Annotated in this window: 11 protein-coding genes; 2 read left to right on the top strand and 9 right to left on the bottom strand. The window is 71.9% G+C overall.

Annotation, left to right across the window (positions count from 1 at the left end; translation table 11 throughout):
• The first annotated feature begins 7 nt into the window (after nt 1-7).
• On the top strand, nt 8-3,187 hold the full coding sequence (locus ACFWYS_RS15390) for a BTAD domain-containing putative transcriptional regulator (RefSeq protein WP_384767851.1): 3,180 nt from the start codon (nt 8-10) through the stop codon (nt 3,185-3,187).
• 61 nt (nt 3,188-3,248) lie between these two features.
• Here the strand turns inward: ACFWYS_RS15390 and ACFWYS_RS15385 are convergent, their stop codons facing one another.
• From ACFWYS_RS15385 to ACFWYS_RS15375, 3 genes are all read right to left on the bottom strand, one after another.
• Entirely contained in the window at nt 3,249-4,931 is a 1,683-nt protein-coding gene (locus ACFWYS_RS15385) for a hypothetical protein (protein WP_384767848.1), read from the bottom strand.
• A gap of 141 nt (nt 4,932-5,072) precedes the next feature.
• Nucleotides 5,073-5,462: a hypothetical protein gene (locus ACFWYS_RS15380; RefSeq protein WP_384767845.1), complete on the bottom strand. Its 390-nt coding sequence runs from the start codon at nt 5,460-5,462 to the stop codon at nt 5,073-5,075.
• A gap of 117 nt (nt 5,463-5,579) precedes the next feature.
• Nucleotides 5,580-9,638, bottom strand: coding sequence for a GDSL-type esterase/lipase family protein (locus ACFWYS_RS15375; protein WP_384767842.1), 4,059 nt, complete (start codon nt 9,636-9,638; stop codon nt 5,580-5,582).
• Nucleotides 9,639-10,582: 944 nt separating this feature from the next.
• On the opposite strand from ACFWYS_RS15375, the gene ACFWYS_RS15370 reads away from it, so the two are divergent.
• The gene (locus tag ACFWYS_RS15370; protein ID WP_384767839.1) at nt 10,583-12,334 is read left to right on the top strand and encodes a hypothetical protein; all 1,752 of its coding nucleotides are present in this window, start codon (nt 10,583-10,585) and stop codon (nt 12,332-12,334) included.
• 91 nt (nt 12,335-12,425) lie between these two features.
• On the opposite strand, the gene ACFWYS_RS15365 is transcribed toward ACFWYS_RS15370, so the two are convergent.
• From ACFWYS_RS15365 to ACFWYS_RS15340, 6 genes are all read right to left on the bottom strand, one after another.
• Nucleotides 12,426-13,067: a cutinase family protein gene (locus ACFWYS_RS15365; protein WP_384767836.1), complete on the bottom strand. Its 642-nt coding sequence runs from the start codon at nt 13,065-13,067 to the stop codon at nt 12,426-12,428.
• Between the two features lie 160 nt (nt 13,068-13,227).
• On the bottom strand, nt 13,228-14,448 hold the full coding sequence (locus ACFWYS_RS15360) for a PucR family transcriptional regulator (RefSeq protein WP_384767833.1): 1,221 nt from the start codon (nt 14,446-14,448) through the stop codon (nt 13,228-13,230).
• Nucleotides 14,449-14,570: 122 nt separating this feature from the next.
• A complete protein-coding gene (locus tag ACFWYS_RS15355; protein ID WP_384767830.1) occupies nt 14,571-15,515 on the bottom strand; it encodes an alpha/beta hydrolase in 945 nt (314 codons plus the stop codon).
• A gap of 42 nt (nt 15,516-15,557) precedes the next feature.
• Entirely contained in the window at nt 15,558-19,736 is a 4,179-nt protein-coding gene (locus ACFWYS_RS15350) for a beta-ketoacyl synthase N-terminal-like domain-containing protein (protein WP_384767827.1), read from the bottom strand.
• Nucleotides 19,733-21,592 (bottom strand): fatty acyl-AMP ligase, encoded by a 1,860-nt coding sequence (locus ACFWYS_RS15345; RefSeq protein WP_384767824.1) that lies wholly within the window; start codon nt 21,590-21,592, stop codon nt 19,733-19,735. The genes ACFWYS_RS15350 and ACFWYS_RS15345 overlap by 4 nt, the downstream gene beginning before the upstream one ends.
• Before the next feature lie 56 nt (nt 21,593-21,648).
• On the bottom strand, nt 21,649-23,115 hold the full coding sequence (locus ACFWYS_RS15340) for an acyl-CoA carboxylase subunit beta (RefSeq protein ID WP_384767947.1): 1,467 nt from the start codon (nt 23,113-23,115) through the stop codon (nt 21,649-21,651).
• Nucleotides 23,116-23,203: the final 88 nt, after the last annotated feature.

Here is a 23,203-nt window from a genome sequence, read left to right as displayed (position 1 = left end):
GAGCGGCGTGGTGGCAGTGGAGTTCCGCCTACTCGGTGACATCACGGTGCAGGTTGACGGCAGACCGGTGGATCTGGGCCCCGCCAAGCAGCGCTCCGTCCTGGCCGCACTGCTCGTCGACGCTCCCCGCACGGTGCCGATCGCTCAGCTCATCGGTCGAGTGTGGGCCGAGCGCATGCCGCAGCAGGTCAGAACCACGCTGTACGGGTACGTCTGTCACTTGCGGAAGGCTCTGGAACCCGCGGGCGACGATGCCTCCATCCTCACCAGGAGCTCAGGAGGCTACGCGGTGGAGGTCGATCAACTCGCCGTGGACGTCCACCGGTACGGCGCCTTGGTGCGGCAGGCCCGTGCGGTCGAGGACCCCGCACGTCGCGCGCAACTCTATGAAGAGGCACTGGAGTTGTGGCAGGGAGAGCCCTGCGCGGACTGCGACACACCGTGGTTCGGCACACTGCGCGAAGGACTGCTTCGGGAGCGGTTCGCCGCCACGCTGGATTTCTACGACGCCCAACTGCGCCTCGGCCTGCACGGAATGCTGCTGCCCCAGCTCTCCTCCCTGGCCCAGGGCCACCCTTTGGATGAACGAGCAGCCGGACAACTCATGCTGGCTCTGTACCGCAGCGGCCGGGGTTCCGAAGCCCTGCACCGCTACGACTCCCTGCGCCGACGCCTGGCCGAGGAGTTGGGCACGGATCCCGGACCAGAGCTGCGCCGCCTGCACCAGCAGATTCTCACCGACGCCCCCGCCCTCGCCACGCCCTCCCCAGATGCAGCCCCCTCCTCCACACCGGCACGCCTCCAGGCCTCCAGGCGGAGCGCCTCGGCGACAGAAGCGTCCACTGGGGCCGCGGAGGCGGAGGGTCGGGACGACAACGATGGCAGCGCTCCAAGGGATCGAGGTGGGGTGAACGGTCAGCAGCTCGTGCCTCGCCTGCTTCCTCCTGCCCCCGCGCTGTTCGTGGGCCGGGACGACGAGATGAGCGGGGCCTGCCGACTGCTCGGCCAGATGGCGGCGGGGCCGGTGGCGGTGGGTCCCGTGGCGGCGGGTTCGGTGGCGGCGGGGTCGGTGACGACCGGTCCGGTGACACTGCTGGTCACTGGGCCGGCCGGGGTCGGCAAAACGGCCTTCGCCATATCGGCCGGACATGCGCTGGCCTCTCGGTTCGCCGACGGTCAGCTCTATGCGGACCTGAGGGCCTTCGACGACGAGCGGGTCGAGCCGTTCACCATCCTCGGCGCCTTCCTACGGGCGCTCGGCGTGCGGGGCGGTGCCGTGCCACCGGATCTGACCGGCCGCGTGCACCTCTACCGCACCCTGCTCGCCCAGCGCAGGACGCTCGTCGTGCTGGACAACGCGGCCGATGCGCAGCAGGTGAACGACCTCATGCCCAGCGGAGCGCACTGCGCCGCCGTCATCACCAGCCGCACCACCCTGCCGGACCTGAACGGCCACCGGCTGCCCCTGGGAGTACTCGACTCCGAGACAGGACTCGTCCTGCTCAAGGAGATGATCGGCGCCGACCGGACCCTCGCCGAGTCGGACGCCGCCCGGGCCATCGTGACGACCTGCCAGGGCCTTCCCCTGGCGGTGTGGGTCGCCGGTGCACGACTGGCCGCGCGACCGCACTGGCCGCTGGGCAGAGTCGCCCGGGCGCTGGCGGACGAGCAGCGCAAGCTGGACGAACTCGCCGTCGGCCACATAGCCGTACGGGCCAGCCTGGAACTGACCTACAGGTCGATGACCTCCACTAACCGGCACGCCCTGCGCATGCTCGCCCTGTTGCCCGCACCGGACTTCGCCGCCTGGGCCCTGGCCGCACTGCTGGACCTGGACCTGCACCGCGCGGAAGCCGTGCTCGACGACCTCGTGGAAGTGCATGTCGTGGAGGCCGGCTCGACGGGGCTGTCCGGTACGCGTTACCGACTGCACGACCTGGTACGGCTGCTGGGCCGGGAGAGGGCTGAACGGGAGGTGCCGCCGCAGGACCGTGCCGCCGCGCTCTCCCGGCTGCTGGGGGCGAGTCTTCACCTGGCCGACCTCGCCGCGGAGAGCCTCAGTGTCGACTTCCAGGGCATCTCGCAGACCGGCCTGGCGTCCTGGCGGCTCTCCTCCGCGGACGCCGCCCAGATCCTCGCCGACCCCCAGGCCTGGTTCAACGACGAGCGCCAGCCCCTCATCGCGGTGGCGGACCAGGCACTCGACAGGGACGAGATCACGTCGGCGGCCGCGCTGGCCACCTCGCTGACAACGCTGTTCCAGATCGGAAGCCACTTCGACGACTGGGAACGGCTCCAGGGGCGGGCACTCAAGGCTGCGCTGCGCGGCGGCCACCGGCGCAGTGCCACGCAGCTCCACCGTTGTCTGGGCGAACTCACCACCATTCTCGACCGTTATCCGGAGGCGCTGGACCACTTCGAGCAGGCGCTGAAGCTTGCCGACGGAGAGGATCCGGCCTATCTGGCCAGCGCCACGGCCGGTTTGGCGTACGTGCACCGACTGCTCGGGCAATACGCCTCCGCCACAGGCCATTTCGAGCGGGCGGCGGAGCTCGCCCGTAGGTCGGGCAATGTCAATTGCCTCGTCTACGCCACCAACGGCATCGGTGTCATCGAGCTGGAGCGGGGGCGGGTCGAGGAAGCCATGGAGCGGTTCTCGCAGTGCTTGCGCGCGAGCCGGGACGCGGGCTATCGCCCCGGCGAAGCACAGGCCCTGCGCTGCCTGGGGCAGAGCCACCGAGCGCACGGCGCCTACCCGGCCGCCGCGGACTGCTTCAGACAGGCCGCGTCCATCAGCGAAAACCTCGGCGACCGGCTGACCGCCACACATGCCGCATGCTGGCTCGGCGACGTACTCGTACGACAGGGCGAGCAGCGGCAGGGGCGCCGAATACTGGCCCGTGCCCTGTGGACCTACCGCGAATTCGGCAACCTGTGGGGCGAGGCGGCGACGCTGTACGCGCTGGCGGAGGCACAACTCGCTGCCGGTCGCGTGACACTCGCCTGCCGACGCGCTGAAGCAGCCGCCGATCTGTGGCGGAAGATCGGCTCCCGGACCTGGCTGGCGATCGGTCTCGACACTCTGGCCAAGGCCCACACCCTGGCCGGAAACGTCATGGCCGCCACCCGGGTCCGGCACGAGGCCGCCGAAATACGCAGGGAATTGGAAGCCACCTGGATGGATTAGGCATCACGGTCGCCGATGCCGCCTGGAATGACTGCTGCACGGCGGCAACAGGAACGGGCACCTACAGCAGTCCGCCCAGCGGCAGGACGCGTTCGGTGAGCTGTCCGCGCAGCCTCCCTTCGGCGGTGTCGGCTTCGGTGAGCCAGTCGGCGGCGATCAACAGGTCGGTGTTCTCGGTGACTTGGTCAGGCGGCAGCGTGCAGAACGCGGCCACCTGATCGAGGTGCAGTCCGCCGTCCGCGGCGTGTCCGAGACGGCCGTCGGGGCGGGTGTGGGCGGCTGTGTACAGGGCCAGGAGCCGGGTGGCGGCCCCCGGCTTCTTCTTGCGGATCTTCCGGTCGCCCACAACCTTCTGGGCCCAGCCGGAGATCCTCGCGCGGGTGGTCTTGCCGAAGGTGAACGGGCGGGACTGCTCGGGCAGCAGCGCGGGGACGGTGAACGCGACGGGGTCATCGCTCCCGGAGGCCATCGCCTCGGTGACGGTGACGGTGCCGGGCAGGCGCAGCCAGTCGGCCGCGACCAGCCGCTCAAGCACCCGCTCGGCATCGTCCGGGAGCCACCCGGCGAGGTCCTGACCGGTGACGTTCCCGGTGCCGGCGCGCGCGGCGCGCAGGGTGAGCATGAGCACCGCCAGGCGCATCTCGGCCTCCGGATCCGGGGCATGGACGGCGACGTGGTCCAGCATGGTGCGGGCGTGTACGGCCTGTTGCCGGGTCAGCAGCCGCTCCACCACCGGCTGGTCGCCGTCCGCCGTACCGTCAGCAGGCTGGCCCGTGCGGTTGGTATGCATCTCGCGGGTGGTCTGTGCCGCCTGCTCGGCACGCTGGGCCTCGCGGCGCAGGGCGCCGTCGCCGCTCACGTCGGCCCACAGACTGAAGGCACGGGCCTTGCGCTCGTGCAGTCCGGCAAGGAGGGCGAGGTCCGGCTCGGGGCGCTCCTGGTAGGCGCGGAACGCGTCCCCGAGCTCGATGAGTTCCACTCGCAGGACGTCGGGTTCGAGGTCGTGCGGCACGATCCGCTGCGCGATCTTCCCCGACCGCTTCGTCCGCCGGGACGCTGTGGCGCGGGCCCGGGGGAGCGACGCCGGCGTCGCGGCCGCGGAAGCCGGGGCACCGGCCGTGGAAACCGGGGCACCGGCCGCGGGGGAGAGGCCGTGGTCGGAGAACACCGCCGTCACACCGTCTGCCACGCGGCCGCCGGCGGACTCCCGCTCCGCGGCCGGACTCCCCGTCGCCTGGGTCCCGGTCGCCTGGGTTCCGGCCGCGGTGGTGCGGGACGGGCGGGCCGGGGGCGGGGCGGTGTCCAGCACACGGCAGTCGGCAGTGGCGGCCGCGCACCGCGCACACATCTCCGCGATCCGCCACAGCCTTCCCGTACGGTCCGCGCACACCGTCAGGACCACCGGGCCCCCGCACCGCACCGACCCCGCCGTGGGCCGCGCCCCACCGCGGCCTCCGGCATCCGGGTCCGGGGAGTGCCACGCGCAGTCCGTGTCGCGGCAGGCGCACCACGCCTCACCGCGCGGCCCGCCCTCCGCGCGGACGCGGGCCAGGTGCATGTTGACGTGCCCGACCGCAGCCGCGCGCCCGGCGGCGGCGCCGCCGGGGAAGCGCTGGTCGGCGCAGGCCGGGCGGGAGCAGGAAAGCCGGACCGCACCGGCGGACGGGCGGCCGTCGGGGTCCAGACGCACCGTCCATACCCGTCCTGCCACGCGTTCCTGCTGCGTGTTGGCCTCCACCGTCATATGCGTACTCCCCGTGTTCTGCTTGATCGGTTGTCCCGGTTGGTCCTCATCATCGGGGATACCGGCCGATTGGCTCCGGGGAACGGAAATGTCGGCCCGGCGCGTGCCGCGTCCGCGTGTAAAGGGTCGGTGCCGCGGGCCTCAGCTGCGGCGGCCCGGAGCGACCCCGGCCAGCGCCGTCCCGAGAAGGACGAATACGGCGAGGGCCAGGATCGGTATGTGCCCGCCCGGCCGGTCGATGTCGTCGGTGAAGTACCCGGAGAACCCCAACCAGACCAACCCGCCGACGACCACCAGCACGGTGTTGCCGGTCTCTCCCATCACCCGCATGCCGGCCCACAGCAGAAGGGGCATGAGAACCCAGGAGGCGACCGTGGTGAGCAGGAACTCGAAGCCGCCGGAGAACATGGCGTCTCCGCTCTCGTCCGCGCTGTCGCGTGCCGCCGCGAAGCCGGCGGACATGAGGGCGTGGCAGGCCGCCGTGGCGGCGACCACGGTGACGGCGCCTTTGGCAAATCGTACGTACCGCATGGGGTGGGGGATCCTCGCTCTTCGCAGGCCGATGGGCCCCAACACGGATGTGTTGGGACCCACGGATGTGTGCTGACGCAGACCATGGATGGTCTGTCCTGGTCTGTGCTTCAGGTGCTACAGGGAGCGCTCCAGGGCGTTGGCGTAGAGCCGGGCGCCGGGGATCTTCGGGTGGAACGACTTCATCGACGGTTCGGGCGCATCGGCGTCGGCCTCGGACCGGCCGGTCATGACGATACCGTTGATGTTTTCGGGGTCACCGCAGATCGCCTTGTCCTTGAAGTCGGACGCGGGGTCCACGAACGTGGCTCCCACCGACGTCGCGGCGGCCCTCATCTCCTGGGCCAGCTTCGGAGCGACCACGTCGTTCAGCCAGGGCGCCTCCTCGGTTCCGATACCCGGGATGCACTGACCGTTCCGGGACAGCAGAGGCGGGTAGCCCACGAGGTAGATCTTGGCCTGCGGTGCACGGGCCTTGATCTCGTTGAGCACCTTGACGATCCTCGGCTTGACCTGGTTGGTGATCCAACCCGGCATGAAGTCCTTGAGCGGACCGGTCATCTCGCCGGTCTTGTCGCCCGTGTCCGGGTTGCGCTTCTCGATCTCGGCGTCCTGGCATAGCTTCAGTCCGGCCGCCCAGACGCATTCGTTGAACACATCCGTGAACAGGGAGTCGTTACCGCCGATGGCGATGGTCACGATGTCCGTGTTCTGGTCGAGGTAGCCGAGGTCCATCTGCGGCAGCGAGTTCTGCTGCCCCTTGCCGCCCGCCCAGACGTTGTACGTGCGGGCGCCGGAGCAGGCGATGAAGCTCAGGTCGACATTGCCGTAGTCGTCGGAGATCTTGCCGATGGACTGGGTCCTGCCGGGCAGGGTCGCCTGCCGGATCCAGGCCTGCTTGGAGCGGTGGCACTTGTTGACGACCTCGCTGTTGCCGAGGTTCTCCTTGTAGTCCGTCTCCCGGAAGTAGTCCTTGCCGCCCTCGGTGTCGGCGCCCTCGCCGGAGGCGAAGGAGTCACCCATGCCGACCACGTGCGTGGGGTTGGCGCCGAGCGTCTGGAAGGCGACGGCGTCCCAGGCGATGTCGACACCCGGAGCCTCGTCGGTGGTGTTGGACAGGGCCACCGACGGGGTTCCGGTGAAGTTGAAGACGCCGAGCGAACGCCACTCGTTGCTGCGGATGCGCTGCGGGGCGACACGGAACGGGGACTTGGAGTCGGTGCCCGACACCGAGTACCTCGCCTGCTGGGACCGTGCGGCCACACTCGGCATGTGGACCAGGACCCGGGTCCAGCCCTTGACGGCGCTGGGGCCGGTCCACGTGCCGGTGACCTTCAGTCGCTGGTCCTCTCCCGGGGAACTGGCCTTACGGGTGGTGGAGAACCAGATGTGGTTCCCGTACCCCACGCCGAGCTGATGGGTGTCCATCTTCGCCGAGGGTGTGGCGAAGTCGAACTTGAACGATCCGGCCGACGTGCCGGTGTCGAAGCAGCGTCTGCCGTCCTTGCCCGCGATCCGCTGACCGGAGTTCACGTTGTCGACGATGTACGTGCCGCCCGGGAGACCGGAATCGCAGCGGGGCGGGTGGGAGTTGCCGTCCGCCTCCTCCGGGTAGGTGTTGTTGAAGCGGAAGATCTCGTTGCCGCAGTCACCGGCTGCGCAGTTCTTCCACTCGACCTTCTTGTTCCACCAGCACCGGAAGTCCGTACGCTGGCAGGGACCCGTCGCGGGCGAGTCGTTCGACGCGCCTTCCTTGATCTTGCTCGGGTCGCACTCGTTGGAGCCGTCACAGAACAGTGAGACCCGCGGCTTGGCCAGGGTGCGGAACGCGGGCTCGGTCCACCAGGCCGGCCGGAAACCGTGGACGAGGGTGCCCGGCGACTCCAGCGCCTCCAGCGGGCGCGCGGCCCAGCCGATGACCTTCTCCGGGTACGGCCAGAACTGCGGCTTGGCGGCGTGGGAGTAGTCGTCGCCGCCGTTCGCGTTCTCCAGGAACGGGGTCCGGTTCGGCTTGTAGGTGGGGTTGGCCGGGTTGTTGGCCCAGCCCACGCCCCACTTGCCACCGTTCTTGCCCGCGTCCGCCTGCGGGTAGAACCCGGAGTTGTAGGCCCACAGGGCGAAGAACCAGTTCTCGATCCACTTCGGGTCACCGTTGTTCACGGTGAGACCGGCGCCGCGGGTCTGGTTCCACTTCTCGGCGAGGATGTTCACGCCGGCCGCGACGTTCGCGGTGTAGTCCAGCGCGACGGCGTCCTGGTACGCGCGCGGCTTGGACGGCCGGACCTCGCCGTTCTCGTACGGCTTGCCGGGCAGCCGCATACCGTCGGTGACCTGCGTGATGCCGTAACCGCAGTCCGCGGCAGGCCAGTTGATGGCCCAGGGGTCGTTGACCTGGCCGTGCTCGTCATGGACGAGGCCGTAGTAGTTGCCGATGAGGCTGTTGGCGGTGGTGCCCGGCGCGGCGAAGCGGGTGGCCTGCCACATGTTGGACTCCTGGGCGGTGATGCCGAGGAACACCTGGGCCGGGATGCGCCCGCCGCCCGACAGCGGGGTGAGGCCGCCGACGAGGGCCTGGGGCGAGTAGGCGCCCATGCCCATGTTCTTCCAGTTGGCGGCCCGGTTCACGTGCTGGTCCATCGTGCCTTCGATGGCCCGGTCGACAGCCCACTCGATCTGCCGCGGCTTCGGCTGGAAGGCCTGCTTCTGCGGGTTGCCCCGCTCCACCGCGCAGGTGCGCTCCGACTCCGGCTCGGCGATGTTCAGCCGGGACGCCTTGCCGCCGCCCACGGTGCCACCGCTCTTGGCGGGGGCGGTGCCGAGGGCCGGAGAGCGGTTCTCGCCCTCGGCCGGGTCCGGATGGACCGGGGACGCGGCCGGGTTGGACTCGAACACCGGCTTGCTGCCGGTGGGCAGGTGGTTCATCTCGATGCGGGCCGTGCGCGCCGTGTCGTACTCGGAGGGGCGGACACGGGTGTCCTTGCCGTCGGCCCACGCGGAGTTCACGAGGGCGCGGGCCTTGGTGGAGGCGGTGGCGTCCTTGTCGATCCCGCCCGGGTTCCGCACGTCCTTGGGCAGGGTGCCGACGTTCTTCGCCGCGCCGGTGACGATCGCGGTCCCGTCGGCGGCGCGGGTCAGGTCCATGCCGGTCAGGTGGCCCTCGGCGACCGTCCGGGCCTTGACCGCCTTGACGGCCTTGCCCTTGAGCTGCGCGCCGGTCAGGTACTTGACCTCGGAGGTGTTGCCGGCGGACGCGGCCTCGACGGGCTTCGCGTCGGCGGCGCGGGCCCGCATGTCCTTCGCGGCCCGGGCGTCGTACGTGCGGTCCAGGAAGGCGATGCCGCCGTCCTTGGTGACGGACAGGCTGAAGGGCGTGTTGTCCGTGCTGGTGACCAGCTCGGACTTCCCGCTCCCGGTGATCCGGACGATGGCGTTGCCCTGTGCGGCGACGATGCCGCCCCGGGTCGGGACCGCGGAGGTGACCTGGCCCTGCACCGTGATCTTCTTCTGCGTCTTGCCCGTACGGGCGTCGACGGTGATCAGGCGGGTCTCGTTCCTGTCCGACATGTTCTCGTCGGTGAACTGCGACAGCACCGCCTGCTCACCGTCGCCGCAGCCCGGCGAGAAGTAGGCGAGGCTGGCCTGGAACGGCAGCTTCGTGACCTCTCCCGAGTTCAGATCCACGGCGGCCGTGAACGCGCCCCGGGCCATGAGGCTGGGCTTGTTGGTGAAGGTGCGCGGCGCGTAGGCGACCAGGGCACGATCACCGGAGGCGGTGACACAGGCGTTGCCGATCCAGGTGTCGGTGTCGGAGAACCCGGGTTCGACGAGGGTCGCCGCGGTCTTCCAGCGGTAGCCGTCGGCCTCGTCGGCGGTCATGAAGTGGAAGCCCGTGGCGTCACCGATGGTGGTCCACGCGGTGTCGGAGGACTTGGTGTAGCCGCTGCCGAGCACCTTGCTGCGCTTCTCGGCGGGAACGCGGTCCTTGTCGCCGTCCTGGTCCGCCTTCACACCGGGCGCGGCGGGGTCGGACCATCCTTCGGCGGCGTTCGGGGGCGGCGTCGGTGCCTGGGGGGCGGATTGCGCCTGGATCGCGGTTCCGAACGCTATCGCCGTGGCGATGGCGCAGGCGATGGGCACACGCGCGTACGTGTGTCTGCTGACACTTCTCGGTCTCAAAGCGTTGGTCTCCTTGAGTAAGAGGTGAGGAAGTGCTCGTGCGGCAGCGCAGCGGAGCCTCTGCACGAGGGGGGGATGCGTCGATGGGGCGGATGGACGGCGGATGGGAGCGCTCCCGAAGACGAGGCCGACCGGTCACTCGCGCGTGTCGATGCCGGTGCGGCCTCTGCGTCAGGGACTGGGTCAGCGACCGTTGTTCTGCTCTGCCGGAAGGCCGGCCGGGCTGAATTGGGGCTGATTCCGAGCAGCAACGCGTGCGACGCCTGCGTTGTCGCCTACGTTGTCGCCGTGATTCGGCCGACGATGGTCCTCAGGCTCCGCTATGCGGAACAGCATCGGCTCGGTGTGATGCGCGGCGGGCTTGCCGGCCAAATGGCTCAGGCCGCGGCGCAGATACCTTCGGCAGGTGTCCCATTTCCGTCTCTCCCCCGTCTCGACGCAACGGGAGGAACACGGCTGTATGTGGCGTTGCGTCGGCAACACCTGCTCCCCCCGGGCGACACGCAGAGACCGGGCTGGTGAGACCAGGTCGCCTGAGTGCGAGGTCACTGTAGACGCGTGGCACCGGCGGAAAAAAGAACTGGTCGAGGCATGGCAAAAAGAAGGTCATGTTGATGAAGAGTCCGGACATGGCGTGCCCTGACTTCTGATCAGTGATTTTCCGTTGAACGGAATGGGGCGGGCCGGACCGCGTGCTTAGGTACGTTGGCTGATTCCGGCCCCCGAACTGCCTGGTGCGAACCGGGGTGCGTCGACCGGCGATTCTGGTTCGGAGGTGCTTGATCCGGAAAGCCGGGCTCGCGCCCCCGTTACGGCGTTCGCATCGGCGTCGGCCACTCTCGGCAGGGCTGTGCGGCGATGACAAGGCGGTGCCGGAAAACTGAGTTCCTGTCAGCACTGCCCGAGCGCGGCCTGCCCGAGTCCCTAGCGTCCGGGGGATGGACATGAGCTGCAGCAGAAGAAGGACATGGCATGGCGCCGCGCTGGCGGTGCTGTTGGCCGCGGGGACGCTCACGGCGGCATCTCCCGGTGCCCGTGCGGACGCGGCGCGGACGGAGACGCCGGTGGCGTCGACGTCTCCGGTCGCCGGGGTGCGCGAGTCGGTGGTGCGGGTGAAGGTGCCGTTGCCGGGGTCGGCCGGTCCCCGCCCCGCCGCGTGCGACTGGCTGTCGTACCTGCGCTACCGCGCCGCCGACGGGCCCGAGGCGTCGGCTGACGCGGACCGGGTTCTCGTCGCCCAGCCGGGCATCCTGGAGGGGGCCGGAGCGTTCGACAGCGTCGCCCGCAACACCGTGGCGACCGCCGCCGCACAGGGCCGGCACATCGAGTTCTGGGCCCTGGACCGGCGCTCCAACTGTCTGGAGGACCGCACCGGCATCGCCTCCGGCGACCAGCACACGGCCGTCGACTACTACTACCGGGGCGAGCAGGTCGACGGGCGTACCTTCGAGGGGTACGCCGACAACGGAGAGTTGGGGTGGATGGCGCGGCTCGGCATCGAGCAGACCGTCCGGGACCAGTACGACCTGCTCTCCGCCGAGCTGCCCGACCAGGGGGCGCGGAAACGGAAGGTGCTGTGCGGCGGTCACTCGCTGGGCGGTGTCATCACCGGCTACTTCGCCACCGCCGACTTCGACGGGAACCCGGCCACCACGACCGACGCCGGACACAACCAGTGCGCCGGCTACTTCGCCCTTGACACCACCGTCTCCACCTCCCTGGGCGACCTCAGCGGCAGCATCCCCGACGACACCAACCTGCCGGATGTCGGGCTCGGCTACGGCGCCGTACAGGCGGGCCTGGACGGCGGCGTGCTGCCCCGCTCGCTGTCCGCCCCGGTACTGCTCAACCCCGAGACCATGACCCTGCTCGCCATCGCCGGACTCGGCGCCCTACAGGCCCCCGCAGCCGAGGCAGACCTGCCCCGCTACCTGCCCTCCAACCTCAACATCGAGGCCACCAACCGCTTCCTGTTCTCCAAGGACACCGCCACCTTCCTCACCGGCTCACCCGGCGTGAAGGACTTCCGGCTCACCAACGCGGCGGTACTCGGCGCGCTGCTCGACGACAACTCCGTACCCCTGGCGTTCCTGCAGAGCAGCGTCGGATTCTTCGACGGCGGGCCGGTCGTCGACAAGAACTTCCCCGCCGCCAACGGGAGTGAGCAGCAGCCCGGGCTGTACGGCACCGACTACAAGGCGATCCCGGGCCGGCCGCACGGGCCGCTGTACACATGGCGTGATTACGACCGTGTCGGCGACGCCGACGACCCCGGGTACCGGTCGGCCGACGGCACGCCCTTCACCGCCGCCGGCAAGGAGGTCACCGACATCCGGGAGCTGGCCCGCAGTCTGGCCGAGCAGCCGCTGGACTTCACCGAGCAGTACTTCCCCACCAAGCTGGTCACCGACCTCGAACTGGCGACCTCGCCGCAGGTGAAGAAGCTCGTCGTGCATCCGGACGGGCTCACCGCCACCCCCACCCTCACGGCCCTCGCGGGCGACGGACTGCTCGCGGGCCGCGTTCCGGCCGACCTGCACCCGCTGATCGCACCCGGCTACCAGCACCTCGACGTGCTGACCGCCGCGTCCGTACAGAACAACGGCGGGCCCGAGGTCGTCTCCACCGGGCTCGCGCGGTTCGCCGATTCCCCCAAATACCCGAACTCCCCGAACTCACCGAACTCCGTGAACTGACGGCTCCGCGCACGCACTTGGGGCCTGGGAGGAGCGTCTCCTCCCAGGCGCCTGCGCGCATGGCGCGCGGTCCCGTCGGTGCCGGTGCGGCTCAGATCCTGCCCGCGGCGAACGCGGCCGCCGCGTCGGCGTTCGCCGTGTAGCCGAGGTGTGCTCCCACGTCGTTCCCGCCGTTCTCACAGACGGGGTCGCCCTTGGCGCAGAAGTCGATCGTGCGGCTCTGGTAGACGCCGGTGACGCTCTTGCCGATGGCCCGGATCGGGTTGCCGAACAGCAGCACGGCGGCGACCTTCGGCTCGACCGCGGCCGGCAGGGTGGCCACGATGGGGCTGCCGACGACCGCGCCCTCGCTGCTGATGCCGATGGAGTTGTCGACGACGTTCGCCCCCTGTGAATAGCCGACGAGAACGAACCGCTGGTTCGGGCAGGCGGCGGCCTGCTGTTTGACGTGGTTCACCAGATCCGCGTTGCCCTGTGCGGCCGAGGTCAGGGAAAGGTCCGCGGGGTAGTTCACCTTGTAGCTGGAGAGGGTTTTTCCGGTGATTTTCTTCTGCAGCGCGGAATACACGGGGTCGCCGACGATGAAGCCGAGCGTGCCCGGTTCGAACGTGCCGCGGGCCGCGACGACGTCGATGTCCGTGCAGGCCGCGGCCGTGGCGGTGGGCGTGGAGAGGGTGGTGAGTCCGGCGCCGCCGGCCAGCGAGAGCGCCGCCAGGCACAAACGTATACGCATGGGGATCCTCCGCGATGGGGGCGCGGGATGCGCCCGCGAAAAAGGACTTCCCGAACGTATTCGCTGTACTTGGCCGGGTGTTATGGATGGAATTATGGAAGTGTCGCGATTTTTTGTTGCCGGATGAGTAAGCGGACGAGTGCCGGATGAGTACCGGAAATCAGTCCTGCCGGTTGTGCATCGATTCCGCGCGCAGCGCCAGAATCAACTCCAGGCGCGTGTCCGGATCGTGCAGGGCGTCGCCGAACAGCTTCTCCAGCTGGCGCAGCCGGTAGCGGACCGTCTGCGGATGGATGTGCAGCCGGGCGGCGACGTCCGGGACGTTGCTGCCGCCGAGCAGCCAGGCCAGCAGCGTCTCGGTGAGCCGGGCGCGCTGCCCCGCCGACACCGAGTCGAGCGGGGCGAGGGCGCCGGCCCGCAGCCGGCCGAGCAGCGGCTCGTCGGCATGGAGCAGCAGCGTCGACAGATGATCGGCGCAGCGCACCACGTCCTGCCGGGGCAGGACCCCACGCCCCATCAGCCCCAGGGCCCGGGTGGCCCACCGCAAGGACTGCGCCGCCTCGGCGAGCGGCACCGTCGGACCGATCGCGGCCGGACGTCCCCGCAGCGCGAGTGCGAAACCATGCCCGGCCCACCGACCGGAGTCCTCGGGATCGGGTACCAGCATGCGGGGCGGCCGGGACTCCATGTCCACCAGGGCTCCCGACAAGGCCAGGGGCCGGTCCTCCGTACGTTGGTCGGGGGCGCCCGCGAGCGCCACGACCGCGACCTGCCGCGGAACCGTCCACCGTGCGCTGTGCGCCAGCTTCTGGACCGCCTCCGGGACCACCGGGCCCTTGCCGAGGAGCAGGTCGAGCAGTTGCCGACGGCGCCGGTCCAGCTCGTCCGAGCGGTGCAGCTGCTCCTCCGCGAACCCGGCCGCGGCGGCCTCCGCGACCTCGTGCACCGTCCGGAAGGCGAGTTCGCCCAGCGCGGCCACGACCGTCGAGTCCAGCCCGAGTGTCTCCGCCTCGCGACTCATGAGCCGCCAGGCGTGCATGCCGCCCACGCGCACGGCGGACTGGAGCACATCCAGGTTCCGGCCCTCCTGGGCCACGGCACGACCCAGGGCGTTGTACGTCGCGGCGATCGACTCCCCGTCGTCGCGCGGGTCGGCGATGTGGTCCACGAACAGGGTCAGCGCCTGCACCACCCCGGCCCGCAGGTTCCTGCCGTACGGGCCGTCGGGCGGCTGGGCGTACTCGGGAACCTCACGGCGGACCTCGGCCTCCACCTGGTCGGCGACGGCGATGAGCTGGGCGCGCAGCAGCTCGGCGAGCTCGGCCGGCACCGGCCCGGCCCCGGACCCGTTCGTCAGGTTGTGCGGGGTGGCGAACGCCATCGCGGACACTCCTTTCGCCCGGAACCGGTTCGCCCGCGCGGTGTTGCCCGAGGGGCGAGTGGGGCGTCCCGGGTTGGACGGACGCTCCCTCCGATCCGTTCCGTGCCCCCACGGCACCGGAGTCACTCCGGTACGCCCAGGGCACGGGCGAGCATCGGCCACGACGCGGTGAACTCCCGTTTCCAGTACGCCCAGTTGTGTCCTCCCCCCGCGTAGAAGTGGCTGTCCACCGGGATGCCGAGTCGGGCCAGCGCGTCGGTGAAGCCGTGCGCGGAGGGCCACAACGCGCTCTCCAGCGCCTCGGGCAGCGGATCGCCGCCGCCCCCGAACAGACCACTGCCCTGCGACACGTACAGAGCGGTGCCGCGCAGCCCCGCGGCACGGGCGCGGGGGTTGAAGTCCCGCCAGGTCAGGAGGTTCAGGACCGGATGGCCCCACAGAGAGGCGGCCGGCAGGTTCTCCCGGGCCACGATGGCGTCCATGATGGCGGGCACGCCGGGCGCGGTGGTGTCCAGGACCCCGCTGTAGGAGGCGGCCGCGGCGAACACGCCCGGATGCCGGGCCGCGTGCGCCATCGCCCCGTACCCTCCGGTCGAGACCCCGGCGACGGCCCGTACGCCGGACGCCCGGTAGTCCCGGGCGAGCAGCGCGGGAACCTCCGTCACCTGGAAGGTCTCGTAGTCGGAGCCGTCGCGCCAGACGCTCGGAATGCCGGTCGGGCCCGCGTCCGGCATCGCCACGATCAGGTCGCGGCCCTCGGTGAAGGCCACGATGTCCGTCTCCCGCGTCCAGGACGTGTGGTCGTCGTGGGCGCCGTGCAGCAGATACAGCACCGGATACGTCCGCGCCGGGTCCGTGCCGAAGCCCGACGGCAGTATCAGCCGCACCGGTGCGGCGCGGCCCAGGGCGGCGGAGGACACCGACAGTTCGAGCGTGCGCGGTCCCAGCCGGGTGGCCGCCCGGGCGCGACCCGTGCCGGTCGCGGCGCCGAACAGAACGGTCAGACCGGCGGCGGTCGCCGCCTTGGCGACGGTGCGCCGGGACACTCCGGTGATGCGGTCGGGCATGGCGGCTCCTCGGGTTCCGGTTCGGGGGAACCGGGTTCTGGTTCAGGGGGAGGGGGTGCGCTCGGCGAGCGAACGGCTCAGATGCGTGGCGATCTCGTCGACGTACGGCGGGTCCAGCAGCGCCAGATGATGTCCGTTCACCCGGACGACCTCCAGACACGGGCACACCTCGTCCCAGCCCAGCGCCTCGTCGTCGCGCTCGTACGCCGGATCGCGCACCGTGTGCGGCGCCGGCTCGGTGGCGCGGTAGAGCAGCACCCGGCCGCCGTACCCTTCCGGCCGGTGCGCCTCGCCGATCCTCAGGTCCAGGTAGGAGGCGCGCTGGTGCTCCAACGCGGCGCGCGGCACGTCGACGGCCTCCCGTACGGCCCGCAGCACGACGTCGATACGGTCCCTGTCGTCGTCCATCGCCACCAGGTCGTCGTACGGCAACTCCAGCCGCACACCGTAGGTTTCGGCGAGGTGCCCCGCGAACCCCTCGAAGTGGGCCCGGATCCGGTCGGCCGGTGTCAGCCCGGGCCGGGGGAGGGGCCGTACGGAGTCGAGGAGCACCACGAGCGGTACGTCCCGTCCGGCTGCGGCCAGCTGCCGTGCGGTCTCCTGGGCGACGAAGCCGCCGAAGGACCAGCCACCCAGCAGCACGGGCCCGTCGGGGTGCGCGGCACCGATCGCCTCGGCGTAGCGGCGCGCCTTGTCCGCCACCGTGCGGGCCTCGTCGATCCGGTCGAGTCCGAACACCGGCTGCTCCGCGCCCAGCCCCTGCGCGAGCGCCCGGTACACGGTGCTCGGACCGCCGGCCGCGTGCACGAGGAACAGCGGGGGCCGGGAGCCGGTGGCGCGCAAGGGACGCGGGGACACGCCACCGGCCGACTGGGGGAGGGCCCGCTCGACGCGGGCGGCCGCCTCGGCGACGGTGGCGGCACCGAGCAGGTCGCGCAGGGGCAGTTCGACGTCGAACTCGCGCTCGACGGCCGTACGGATACGGACCGCCATGAGGGAGTCCAGGCCGAGATCGGCAAGCGCGACGGTGGGGGTGATCCGGGTCGGCGGGTGGCCGGTCACGGTGACGATGTGATGGGCCAGGCGGGCCAGGACGGGGGAGTGCTCCGCCGGGTGCGCGGGGCTGTCGGCGGGTCCGGCCGCGCGGGTGCTGCCATGGCCGCGCCCTAGGCCTCCGACCGGGGGCTCGGTGGCCTGCGCGTGGCGGTCGGCGGACGGGGCCGCGCCGACCTGCGGGTGGCTGCCGCCGCGTTCGGGCGCGCCCGCGTCCGCACCGGCGTGCCACTCGACCGATGCCGATGCCGATGCCGACTCCGACGCCGAAGACGCCGGTCCCGCCCCCGCTCTCGCCCTCCCGTCCGTCCACCAGTGCCGCGTATGCCGCCAGCGGGGACCGGGCAGGTCGATGACCCGGCCGGGCGGAAGCGGCAGCCGCTGTCCCGCCGCGTACAGGGCGCCCAACTGGACGGCGAACGCCGCGGATCCGTCCGCGTCACGGCGCAGCGTCGGCAGGGCGAGTGCGCCGGGCACGGTGTCGGTGAGGGCGCCCGTGAGCACCGGATGGGGTGAGATCTCCACGAAGGCCGTATGTCCGTCGGCCGCTGCCGCCGCGACGGCCCGGTCCAGGTGTACCGGCCGGCGCAGGTTGGCGGCCCAGTGGGCGGCGTCGAAGGCGCTCTCGTCGCGCGGGTCGTCGAGAACGGTGGAGTACACGGGGATTCGCGCCCGGCGCCCCCGCACACCGGCCAGCGCCTCGGTCAGACCCGGCAGCAGCGCGTCGACCTGCGGGGAGTGCCCGGCGCCCACAACCCGCATCGCCCGGACGGCCCGGCCCTCCTGCTGGAGACGGCTCACCAGACGCTCCACCGCCGCCTCCGCTCCGGTCACGACCTTCTGCCGCGGCGAGGAGTGAACGGCGACATGCACCCCCGGGAAGTCCCGTTCCAGATGGTCGAGTTCGGAGTCGTCCAGGTCGGCCACGGCCATCGCACCGCCACGCAGCCCGCTCAGCAGACGAGCGCGTACGGCGACGACACGCGCCCCGTCGGCCACGTCGAGGGCACCGGCGCACACACTCGCCGCCACCTCGCCCATGGAGTGGCCGATCACGGCCGCGGGCTCGACACCGTACGAGCGCCACAGCTCGGCGAGTGCCAACTGCAGCCCGAACAGGAGGGGTTGGGCGGTGTCGAGACGGTCCAGGCCGGTGCCCGAGGCCAGGTGGTCGTACAGGGACAGGTCACCGCACTCGGCGGCGAGCTGCGGGTCGAGCTTCTCCACGGCGGCGGCGAACGCGGGTTCCTCGGCGAGCAGTCGGCGTCCCATGCCGGGCCACTGGGTGCCGTACCCGGAGAAGACCCACACCGTGCCGGGCCCCACGAGGTCCCGGTCACCCGTCGTGACCCGCCCGTCCGGGCGGCCGACCGCCAACTCGCCGAGGGCGAGGGCGAGTTCGTCACGGTCACGGGCGACGACCGCGGCACGTACGGGCCCGCGGCCGGTGCGCCCGGCGAGCGTGCGAGCCACGTCGGCGGGGTGCGCCGCGCGGCCCTCGGGCGTCCGCAGCCAGGCCGAGACCCGACCCGCGGTGTCGCGGACCCGCTCGGTGTCGGCGTCGGAGAGGAGGTGCAGGCGGGCGGCCGGCCCGTCGGCCGGGGGCGAGGGCAGGGCGACGGGCCGCCATTCCTCCAGCACCACATGGGCGTTGGTGCCGCCGAACCCGAATCCGGAGACTCCGGCGACGGCGGTGCCGCCGTAGCGGGGCCACGGCTCGGGCTCGCTCACGACGCGCAGCCGGGCGTCGCGCAGGGCGCTGCCGTCCGCACAGTGCAGAGAGGGCGGGATGAGGTCGTGATGCAGGGCGAGCACGGTCTTCACCAGGCCGGCCACGCCCGCGGCGGACTCCAGATGGCCGAGGTTGCCCTTGACCGAGCCCAGCAGCAGCGGCTGATCGGGGTCGCGGCCGGGCCCGAGGACCGCGCCGAGTGCGCCCGCCTCGATCGGGTCGCCCAACGGGGTGCCCGTACCGTGCGCCTCGACGAGGTCGACCTGCGCCGGGGTGATCCCGGCCCGCGCGTACGCCGACTCCAACAGGGCCTGCTGGGCTGCCGGGTTGGGGGCCATCAGACCGTTGGACCGGCCGTCGGAGTTGACGGCCGTGGTACGGATCACCGCCAGCACCCGGTCGCCGTCCCGCTCGGCGTGGGACAGCCGCTTGAGGACCACGGCCGCGCAGCCCTCGCCGCGCCCGATGCCGTCGGCCGCCGCCGAGAACGGTTTGCACCGCCCGTCCGGCGCGAGGGCGCCCGCCCGCCGGAAGGCGACCGTGACGGCGGGCGACAGCAGCAGATTGACCCCGGCGGCGATCGCCGTGTCGCTCTCACCCGCCCGCAGGCTGACGCAGGCGTGGTGCACCGCGACCAGCGAGGACGAGCAGGCGGTGTCCACGGCCAGGGACGGGCCACGCGTGTCCAGGACGTACGCCAGCCGGCCCGCGGTGACGCTCAGGGCCGCACCGGCGGGGGCCCACGGGTCGACGGCGTCGGGATCCGCGCCGGTCAACTGCCCGTACTCCGGGGCGGAGACACCGACGAAGACGCCCGTGGCGGTGCCCGCCAGGGACGCGGCCGGGACGGCGGCGTGGTCGAGCGCCTCGTGGACGACCTCCAGCAGGATCCGCTGCTGGGGGTCCATCACCGCGGCCTCGCGCGGAGTGATGCGGAAGAAGTCCGCGTCGAACCCGGCGATGTCGTCGAGGTAACCGCCGTAGGGATGCGCGTCCGCGGGCGGGTAGGCGGTGAAGTCCCGCCAGCGGTCCTCGGGTACGCGCCGGATCGCGTCCACGCCCTCGCACAGCAGCCGCCAGTAGTCACCCGGCCCGTGCACGCCGCCGGGCAGCCGGCAGCCGACGCCGATGACCGCGACGGGCTCACCGGGGGAGCCGGATCCCGGTGCCATGACGAGCGGCGCGGGCCCCGGGGCCGTCCCGCACAGCCGTGCCACCAGCGCCTCCCCGGTCGGCGCCTCCCACAGCAAGGTCGGCGGCAGTTCGCATCCGGTGACGCGGGACAACTCCCCGGCCAGGGCGACCGCGTCCCGCGAGGACATGCCGAGCTCCGCGAGCTGCCGGTCCATCGGGACGTCTTCGGGATCCGTGCCGTTCCAGGAAGCCACCCGCTCGGCGATCACCCGACGCAGCGCCGCCGCGTCGACGCCCCTCATCCGGCGGCCCTCGACGTGGAATCGGCCGCGGCGTCGGCCGGTGGTGGTGTGCCGACCGGTGTGCCGCCAGCCTTCCCGCCGCCCTGCGGGTACGCACCCTCCAGGTACCGCGCCCGGGTCAGAGCCCGTGACACCTTGCCGCTGGAGGTGCGGGCGACCGTGCCCGGCGGCACGAGCACGACGTCGGCGAGCCGCAGCCCGTGCCGCGAGGAGACGGCGCCGCGCACGGCACGCACCACGGCCCGCACATCGAGCTCGGCCGGGGACACCGTCCGTGCGTGCTCAGCCACCACGACGACCCGCTCACCCGCGCCGCCCGGCACCGCGAAGGCGGCGAGCCGGTCCCGGCGTACGGCAGGGTGCGCTTCCTGGGCCGTGGCCTCCAGGTCCTGCGGGTAGTGGTTGCGGCCGTCGACGATGACGAGGTCCTTCAGCCGCCCGGTGACGATCAGCTGGCCCTCCAACACGGCGCCCAGGTCACCGGTGCGCAGCCACCGGCCGTCCGGCGCTTCCGAGCCGCCGGCGAACTCGGCCCCGAAGACCCGCTCGCTCTCCTCCCGCCGATTCCAGTAACCCCGGCCGACGTTGGGCCCCTGCACCCAGATCTCCCCGACCTCCCCCTCGGACAGCACGGCACGGGTGACCGGGTCGGCGATCCGGACCCGCTGGCCCGCCGGGGTGCCGCAGCCGGCCAGCAGTACGGCTCTGGGGTCGTCGGGCCGGGCGGGCAGGGCCTTCCCGGCGGCGAGGGCGTCCCGGTCCAGCGCGAACCGGCCGAGCGGCACACCGGGCCGGGCGGCACTGACGAAGACGGTGGCCTCGGCGAGCCCGTACGAGGGACAGTGGGCCGTGGCGGGCAGGCCCCGGTCCGCGAAGGCGGCGTGGAAACGGTCGGCCGTGCCCGGGCGGACCGGCTCGCTGCCGTTGATCAGCGCGGTGACACCGTCGAGGCGCAGGTCCGCCTTCTGGGCGTCGGTGACGGCGCCGACGCAGTAGTCGTACGCGAAGTTGGGCGCGGCGCTGATGGCCCGCGGATGCGCGCCGAGCAGCCGGAGCCAGCGCACGGGCTCGTTCAGGAAGGCGGCCGGGTCCATCAGCACCGACAGCGCACCGCGCACCACGGGCGCGGCGACGCTGAGCACCAGCCCCATGTCGTGGTAGAGCGGCAGCCAGCCCACGCAGGTCACCGGATGGGCGTCGGCACCGTAGGCGGTCAGCGCCTGCCGGGCGTTGGCGACGACGTTGGCGTGGGTGATCTCCACACCCGCCGGAGCACGCGTCGAACCGGAGGTGTACTGGAGATAGGCGGTCGCCCCGGCATCCGGCTCGACCGGCCGCCAGTCCCGGGCGTTGTCGTCCGGCACCTCGTCGGCACAGACGATCCGCATCCGCCCCTCGCCGCCACCGTCCTTGCCTTCGTCGCCGACCGCACGCGCGCAGAAGTCCTGCACCTCCTGCCGCAGACGACTCGTGGTCACGACGGCCGTGGGGCGTGCGTCGGCCAGGACGCCCGAGAGCCGGTCCGTGTGCCCGGGCAGGCCGGGCGGATACAGCGGCACGGCGACCAGCCCGGCCGTGAGCGCGGCCAGGAACCCGGTGACGTAGTCCGTGCCCTGCGGGCACAACAACGCCACGCGCGCTCCCGGTTCGGCCTGCTCGGCGAGGCGGGCGGCGAGCGCGCGCACCCGCAGGTCCAGCCGGCGCCAGGTCAGGGTGCGGTGGACGCCGCGTGAGTGCGGTGCCGGGTACTCGACGAAGGTGAACGCCCGGCGGTCGGGGGCGGTTTCGGCCCAGTGCCGCACATATTGGGGCAGGGTCCGGCACGTGGGGGAGAGCGGGGGGCGGCGGCTGTCCATCGGGGTGTGGCTCCTGACGTCGCGGTACGGGGGGACGCGCCTCGGTGGAGATGGGCTCAGAGCGGGATGTTGCCGTGCCTGCGCTGTGGCAGTGGCGTGCGTTTGCCGTGGAGGGCGTTCAGGGCGCGGCAGATGTGGTCGCGGGTGTCGCGAGGGGCGATCACAGCGTCGACGTATCCGCGTTCGGCGGCGAGGTAGGGGGTGCCGTGGGTGCGCTCGTACCCGGCGACCAGGCGGGCGCGCAGGGCCTCGGGATCGTCGGCGGCGGCCAGCTCGCGCCGGTGCAGGACGCCCACCGCGCCCTCGGCGCCCATGACGGCGATGCGGGCGGTGGGCCAGGCGAGGTTGATGTCGGCGCCGAGGTGCTTGGAACCCATCACCGCGTACCCGCCGCCGTACGCCTTGCGCACCACGACCGTGACCTTGGGGACGGTGGCCTCGGCGTACGCGTACAGGAGTTTCGCCCCACGCCGGATGATGCCGCCCCGCTCCTGTCGTACGCCGGACAGATAGCCAGGGACGTCGGCGAACGTCAGCAGCGGGATGCCGAACGCGTCGCAGAACCGTACGAAACGCGCGGCCTTCTCGGAGGCGTCGATGTCGAGGACCCCGGCGGCGTGCAGCGGCTGGTTGGCGACGACGCCGACCGACCGGCCCTCGACCCGCGCCAGGGCGCAGATGATGTTCGGCGCGAACAGCTCCTGCACGTCCAGCAGTTCACCGTCGTCGACCACCGCCCGCAGGACCTCCCGCATGTCGTAGGCCTTCCCGAGCCGGTCCGGGACGACGGCGTCCAGCCCGTCGCCCGCGGGGGCGTCGCCGGGCGCGTACTGCGGGGGCCGCTCCAGGTTGTTGTCCGGCAGATACGACAGCAGATCGCGTACGACGTCCAGGGCGTCCTCCTCGTCGGCGGCGAGGAAGTGCGCGTTGCCGTTGACGGCGTTGCTGGTGCGGGCGCCGCCCAGTTCCTCGGCGGTGGCGCGCTCGCCGGTGACCGCCTCGATGACGTCGGGGCCGGTGACGAACATGTGCGAGGCGCCGTCGACCATCACCGTGAAGTCGGTGATCGCCGGAGAGTAGGCGGCCCCGCCCGCACACGGCCCCAGCACGACCGAGATCTGCGGAATCACCCCGGACGCCTGCACGTTGCGGCGCACCAGCTCGGCATAGAGGGCGAGTGAGGCGACCCCCTCCTGGATACGGGCGCCGCCGCCGTCGTTGAGCCCGACGACCGGGCAGCCGGTCTTCAGGGCGAGGTCCATGAGGGCGACGGTCTTCTCGCCGAACGCCTCGCCCATGCTGCCGCCGAAGACCGCGGAGTCCTGGGCGAACACACACACCCGGCGTCCGTCGACCGTGCCGTACCCGGTGACCACGCCGTCGCCGTAGGGCCGTCGCCCGTCGTCCGCGGCGGGCCGCGCCCGCACGAACAGGCCGGTCTCGGTGAAGGACCCCTTGTCCAGCAGCCGCTCGACCCGCTCCCGGGCCCCGAACTCCCCGCGCCTGCGCACGCCGCCCGGCATCAGGGCCTGCTCGCGGCGGCGGGCCAGGTCGGTGATGCGTTCCTCTTTGGTCACAACCACCTCCGAAGTGGTTGTCGAATATGGCAGC

Source organism: Streptomyces sp. NPDC059010 (assembly GCF_042740355.1).
Lineage (GTDB): Bacteria > Actinomycetota > Actinomycetes > Streptomycetales > Streptomycetaceae > Streptomyces.
Note: the sequence above shows the minus strand (reverse complement) of the source record. Positions and strands in the feature narration are given on the sequence as shown.